Source organism: Roseitalea sp., assembly GCF_984466335.1.
Map to the genome: position 1 here is coordinate 21745 of NZ_CFIFWG010000013.1, position 6034 is coordinate 27778.

Below are 6034 nucleotides of genomic sequence, written 5' to 3' on the forward strand. Positions count from 1 at the left end.
TGGCGGGTGGAGGCTTGCTGGACCATGATCGATCTGACGGGCAAGCGGGTCGTGATCACCGGTGCCGCCGGAGGCGTCGGACAGGCGCTGGTCGACCGGTTCGCGCATTTGGGGGCGGCCGTTATCGCCTGCGATCTGCCGGGCGCCCGGTTCGATAGCGACATGATCGAGCAGGCCCATCTTTTCGATCTCACCGACCGGCAGGCGACCGGTGCGGCCGCCGAGGCGATCACGGCCTCGGGCGTTCCCGATTGCGTGGTTTCCAACGCCGGGTGGACGCGCGCCGAAACCTTCGCGCAGCTAACGCCCGGCCGATTCGATCACGAGATAACGCTCAATTTCCGCGGTGCGGCCGATCTGGCCTCTGCCTTCCTGCCGGCGATGCGCCAGCGGGCGAAACCGACCAGCTTCGTCTTCATCTCCTCGGTCAACGCGGTCTCCCATTTCGGCAATCCGGCCTATTCGGCCGCCAAGGCGGCGCTGAACGCATTTGCCCGGGCAATCGCCGTCGAGGAAGGCCGCAACGGCATCCGCGCCAATGTCGTCATGCCCGGCTCGATCCGGACAGCGGCTTGGGATCACAGGGCCGAGCGCGATCCGCAGGTGTTCGAGCGGGTTTCGGCGCTCTACCCGCTTGGTCGCATGGTAACCCCCGAAGAGGTCGCCAATGCCGCCGCCTTTCTGGCCTCGGACATGGCCAGCGGGATCACCGGGACGGCGCTGCCCGTCGATGGCGGCATAACCTCCGGCTGCATGCCGTTTGTCCGGGAACTGGAATGATGCCCAATCCCTGCGGCCCGCTTTCCACGATCTTTGAGGGCGGCGAACCGACCGGCCCCGAAATCCGCCCGTTCGACGGCGAAAGCGGCGTCAGGCTGTGACTGGCGGCGACCGCGGCAGGAATGCAAAGGCCCGCACCGGTCAGACCGTCGATATTGTCGGTCGCCTGCGCGACCGGCTGGCAAAGGGCAAGGACGCCGAAAGGCGCCTCGTCGAGCTGATCCTGGGCGATCCGCAGTTCGCTTCTCACGCCGCGATCGCCGAAATCGCCGAAAGGGCGGGCGTCAGCGAGCCGACGATCACGCGGCTTGCCCGTTCATTGGGCTTTGCCGGCACCCGCGAGATGCGTTTTCACCTCGCCCAGGCGCTGGCGATCGGCGGTGCCTACATGCGCCGTCCGCCGCCGCGTCCCGAGGAGACATCCCATCCCTTGAACCCGATCGCGTCGGTCGCCTCGGGCGCCCATGCCGCGCTCGACCTTTTGGCGATGGGCATCACCGAGGCTGACATCAATGCGGTGGCCGGGCGGCTTGCCGGCGCCGGTCAGATCCTCGTCTGCGGCACCGGCGGCAGTTCCTCGATGGCCGCGGTCGAACTGCAAAACCGCCTGTTCCGGCTCAGGCTCAAGGTAACGGCCCAGACCGACCCGCAATTGCAGCGGATGAATGCGTCCGTGCTCGCGCATGGTGATGCCATTGTGGGGTTTTCGATCTCGGGGCAGGCGCGGTCGGTGCATGATGCGCTGCTGATCGCGGGCCAGTACGGGGCGCATTGCATCGCGTTCACCGGAGCGGGCTCTCCGCTCGCCGAGGCGGCCGATACCGTGCTGCCGCTGACGTTTCGCGAGGACATGGATCTCTACAAACCGTCCTCGGGGCGCTATGCACTTCTGGCGGCCGTGGACATGGTGTCCATGGCCACCGCGCATGCGATCGGACCCGAGGCGATCGAGCCCTTGCGGCGGGTCCGCCAGAGCCTTGCCAGCCAGGACATCCGCAACCCTGAGCTGCCGATAGGGGACTGACCCGGTGCATATCAACGATCTCGACACGCCGACGCTCCTGATCGACCTCGATCGGGTCGAAGCCAATCTCAAACGGGCGCAGCACTATGCCGATGCGCACGGCCTGAAGATGCGCCCGCATATCAAGACGCACAAGCTGCCGCGTTTCGCCAAAAGGCAGGTCGAACTGGGCGCCCATGGCATTACGTGCCAGAAGCTGGGCGAGGCCGAGGTGATGGCCGATGCGGGTATCGGCGACATTCTGGTCACATACAATATCTTGGGCAATCGGAAACTCGAACGGCTGGCCGCGCTGCACCGTCGGGTCGCCATGTCGGTCGTCGCCGACAGCGCCGAGACCGTCGCCGGTTATGCGCACCGCTTCACCGATGCCGCCCACCCGCTGACCGTGCTGGTCGAATGCGATACGGGTGCCGGCCGCTGCGGCGTGCAGACGCCCCGTCAGGCGCTCAAACGCGCACTGGAGGTCGATGCCGCGCCGGGGTTGCGATTCGGTGGACTGATGACCTATCAGCCGGCGAACCGGATGGGCGCGGTCGATGACTGGCTGATCGGCGCGCGCGCGCTCCTGCATGCCGACGGGCTCGAACCGCACGTCGTCTCCGCCGGGGGCACGCCCGACATGTTGCGGATCGCAAACATCACGGCCGTCACCGAAATGCGACCGGGAACCTATATCTATTCGGACCGGATGCAGGTCGGCTGGGGGCATGGTTCCCTGGACGATTGCGCCATGACGGTGCTGGCGACGGTGGTCAGCCGGCCGACCGAGGCGCGCGCCGTCCTCGATGCGGGCTCCAAGGCGCTGGCCGCCGACACGCTCGCCGCGCCTGGCCACGGTCATATCGTCGAATATCCCGATGCGGTCATCGTCGGGTTGAGCGAGGAGCATGGCGTCGTCGACCTTTCCGCATCGGCCGAAAAGCCCACCATTGGCGAGAAGGTGCGGATCGTTCCCAATCACGCGTGCGTCGTCACCAATCTGTTCAACGAGGCAACGCTGACCCTCGGCCCGAGCGTGGAGGAGAGCGTTGCCGTCGTCGCGCGCGGGCTGATGCGATAGGCTTGGACGTTCGGTTCCGTCGTTTGGACCGATCGGAGACGGATGTCGCCATGTGGACCACCGATCAAGGTCAAGCAAGGACACGATCATGACCTACGACCAAAACCCCTTTGCCGCCGCCGACACCGATCGCCACTTTCTGTGGGAGATGCTGGTAAGGCGCGATATCGACGCCTTTTTGGCGCGCGACTGGTCGATGGTCGAGGACGACTTCGCAACGGACCGTTTCTTCGGAATGCACGGCCATTTCCTGTCGAACCCGGACGGCTGGCGGCTGGCCTTTCCCACGCTCGATGTCTATCGCGACGAATGGCTGCGCCAGGCCGAAGCCTCCGCCGGGACCGAATTCGCCGAACCGGTGCGCGATGCCTTGTTTCGCGTCACCAATCTGCGCGACATCGACGTCAATGGCGACCGCGCCGTGCTGCACAAGAAGTTCGACGGATCGATCGCCAGGGCGGACGGGACGGCCGATCGCGTCAACTGGCAGACGCTCTACTTCTGCCAGCGGATCGAGGGGCGGTGGAAGATCGCCGGGTTCATCGGCTACATGCCGTTTCCGTTGGCATGAGAACCGTGCGCCGGCGTCCAGCACGCCGTCTCGGCCGATCGGCACCGCGCTTCGGGCCGAAAAGTCAGGTGCGGGGCAGGGGCTCGTCCGTCAGCGCCCGATCATCATGAAGGCGGGGATGTCGTCGCCGAAACCGACCGACACGTCGTCGCCGGTGGCCTGGCGCTTCTTGCGGCGCCCTTTGCCGCCGCCGCGAACCTCGTCGTCATTGGCCGCTGCGACCGCCCGCCCCTTATCGACGGGCGCCTTGCCGGCGGCCTCGCCGCCTCCGCCCGCCCGCCGGTCATTGTCGTTGCGAATGCGGTCCCGCCGTCCCTTCCGGTCACGCTTGCGGCCCCTGGCCTCCCGAGCGTCTTCCTCGTCGCCATCATCTTCGGGCGCCGCCGTGACGCCCTCGACATAGTCGAGCGTCTTGGCGATCAGTTTTTCGACCGCTTCGAGATATTTCATCACGGTTCTGTCGACCAGCGTGAACGCCTTGCCCGAACGGCCGGCGCGACCGGTGCGTCCGATCCGGTGGACATAGTCCTCGGCGTGGATCGGAACGTCGAAATTGAACACATGGCTCACATCGGGAATATCCAGCCCGCGCGCGGCGACGTCGGATGCGACCAGAAGCTGGATCTTGTTGGCGCGGAACCCGTCGAGCATCCTGATTCGCGCATGCTGGTCCATGTCGCCATGCAGGGCGCCGACCGAGAAGCCGTGCTTTTCGAGGGATTTGTAGAGCGTTGCGACATCGCGCTTGCGGTTGCAGAAGATGATGCCGTTCTTGATGTCGCCCTGCGCGCGCAGAAGATCGCGCAGCGCGGCGCGCTTTTCGAAATCCTTGGCGCCGGTCTTCAAGAGCTTCTGCTCGACGGTCGCGGCCGTCGAGGAGGCGCGCGCCACCTCGATGCGCACCGGCGCGGACAGGAACTTGTCGGCCAGGCGGGCGATTTCCGGCGGCATGGTGGCCGAGAAGAACAGTGTCTGACGGGTGAACGGGATCAGGCCCGCGATCCGCTCGATATCCGGGATGAAGCCCATGTCGAGCATGCGATCGGCCTCGTCTATGACGAGGATCTCCACGCCGTTCAGCAGCAATTTGCCGCGCTCGGTATGGTCGAGCAGCCGGCCCGGCGTCGCGATGAGCACGTCCGCGCCGCGTTCGAGCTTGCGGTCCTGATCGTCGAACGAGACGCCGCCGATCAAAAGCGCCACCTGAAGCTTGTGGTTCTTGCCGTATTTGTGGAAGTTCTCATCGACCTGGGCGGCCAGTTCGCGCGTCGGCTCAAGGATCAGCGTGCGCGGCATGCGCGCGCGGGCACGGCCCCGTTCGAGCTTTGTGATCATCGGTAGCACGAAGGAGGCGGTCTTTCCCGTGCCCGTCTGGGCGATGCCCAAGACGTCCTTGCCGGCCACCACATGGGGTATGGCCTGCTCCTGGATAGGCGTCGGTTCGGTGTAGCCGGCGTCTTCGACGGCCTCGATCACCTTGGGTGACAAGGGAAGTTCGGCAAATGCGGCCAAGTCTCAGTTCCGTTGGGTTTACGGTTCGCGCCTGGTCCCTTTCGGACGGCGACATCGGCCCGCCGATAGGCAAATGCGGGCGCAATGTCAACCGAAACGCCCGGAAACGCGGGATCCGCCGCCCCTTTAAGGCATCAATTGTGGCCGAGAAGGGTGTTTCGGCGCAAAGAAGCGTGCCGGTCTTCTCACGCTTTCGGGCAAACCGTCGTTCCCCCGGCGCGTATCCACAAGGGGGCGCTAAACGGTTGCGCCCTTTTTCGGCTCAAACTGGGAGAAGACCCGATGAAAGCGATCAAGACCGCACTCGCCGCCATTGCCGCAACCGGACTGATGGTCGGCATGGCCACGGCCGGCGGCCACATGAAGGACATTGTCGACACCGCGGCGGGCAACGATGATTTCGAGACGCTGGTCGCCGCCGTGCAGGCGGCCGAACTCGTCGACACGCTCAAGGGCGAGGGGCCGTTCACCGTCTTCGCGCCGACCGATGCCGCCTTCGAGGCCATCGGCACGACCGTCGAGGAACTGCTCAAGCCCGAAAACAAGGACGCGCTGACGGCCGTCCTGACCTACCATGTGGTGCCCGGCAAGGTGATGTCGACCGATCTGACGGACGATGCCACGGTCGCCACGGTGCAGGGGCAGGACGTGACCATCGACCTGGACTATGGCCCGATGGTCAATGACGCCAATATCGTTACCGCCGACATCGAGGCCACGAACGGCGTGATCCACGTCATCGACAAGGTGATCGTGCCCGAAGGCGTCCTTTAACGCCGCTCACATGGGCTCATGCGGCTCGGAGCGCCCGTCCCGGCGCTTGGGTCCCTTTTGCCGGCGGTCTTCGGACCGCCGGCCTTCGTGCGCGCCTCAGTAGCGGAACTGCTCGGCGAGGATGCGTTCGTCCCAGGAATGGTTGGCGTCGAACAGGATCGTCGCTGTCGCCCCGCGCGCCTCGCGCACGCTCACGCGCCGGACCGACTTGACCTCGGTGTGGTCGGCGACCGCGTTGACGGGCCGCTTTTCGGCCTCAAGCACCTCGATATCGACGGTGACGCGGTTGGGCAGAAGCGCGCCGCGCCAG

General features: G+C 65.7%; 6 protein-coding genes and 1 pseudogene. 5 read left to right on the forward strand and 2 right to left on the reverse strand.

Annotated elements, in window-relative coordinates; genetic code table 11:
- Window positions 1-24: 24 nt before the first annotated feature.
- The 4 genes from AC5E6L_RS02475 to AC5E6L_RS02490 all read left to right on the forward strand — a co-directional run bounded on the left by AC5E6L_RS02475 (window position 25) and on the right by AC5E6L_RS02490 (window position 3438).
- Complete coding sequence (locus tag AC5E6L_RS02475; protein WP_491229769.1) at window positions 25-780, forward strand: SDR family oxidoreductase; 756 nt, start codon at window positions 25-27, stop codon at window positions 778-780.
- Window positions 781-877: 97 nt separating this feature from the next.
- Window positions 878-1804, forward strand: a complete 927-nt coding sequence (locus AC5E6L_RS02480) for a MurR/RpiR family transcriptional regulator (protein WP_491229768.1) — start codon at window positions 878-880, stop codon at window positions 1802-1804.
- Between the two features lie 4 nt (window positions 1805-1808).
- The gene (locus tag AC5E6L_RS02485) at window positions 1809-2867 is read left to right on the forward strand and encodes a D-TA family PLP-dependent enzyme (RefSeq protein ID WP_491771056.1); all 1059 of its coding nucleotides are present in this window, start codon (window positions 1809-1811) and stop codon (window positions 2865-2867) included.
- An 88-nt stretch (window positions 2868-2955) separates the two neighbouring features.
- Window positions 2956-3438, forward strand: a complete 483-nt coding sequence (locus AC5E6L_RS02490; protein WP_491229766.1) for a hypothetical protein — start codon at window positions 2956-2958, stop codon at window positions 3436-3438.
- Window positions 3439-3528: 90 nt separating this feature from the next.
- Here AC5E6L_RS02490 and AC5E6L_RS02495 read toward each other — a convergent pair whose 3' ends face one another.
- Complete coding sequence (locus AC5E6L_RS02495) at window positions 3529-4950, reverse strand: DEAD/DEAH box helicase (protein WP_491229765.1); 1422 nt, start codon at window positions 4948-4950, stop codon at window positions 3529-3531.
- Window positions 4951-5232: 282 nt separating this feature from the next.
- Between AC5E6L_RS02495 and AC5E6L_RS02500 the strand changes: the two genes are divergently transcribed.
- Entirely contained in the window at window positions 5233-5724 is a 492-nt protein-coding gene (locus tag AC5E6L_RS02500) for a fasciclin domain-containing protein (protein WP_491229764.1), read from the forward strand.
- 96 nt (window positions 5725-5820) lie between these two features.
- On the opposite strand, the pseudogene AC5E6L_RS02505 reads toward AC5E6L_RS02500, so the two are convergent.
- Window positions 5821-6034: pseudogene (locus AC5E6L_RS02505) on the reverse strand (NAD kinase); the annotation flags it as partial.

Excerpts from the sequence above, each read along its gene's own strand:
- AC5E6L_RS02475 (WP_491229769.1), top strand. The coding sequence starts at position 25 with ATGATCGATCTGACGGGCAAGCGGGTCGTGATCACCGGTGCCGCCGGA.
- AC5E6L_RS02490 (WP_491229766.1), top strand. The coding sequence starts at position 2,956 with ATGACCTACGACCAAAACCCCTTTGCCGCCGCCGACACCGATCGCCAC.
- AC5E6L_RS02500 (WP_491229764.1), top strand. The coding sequence starts at position 5,233 with ATGAAAGCGATCAAGACCGCACTCGCCGCCATTGCCGCAACCGGACTG.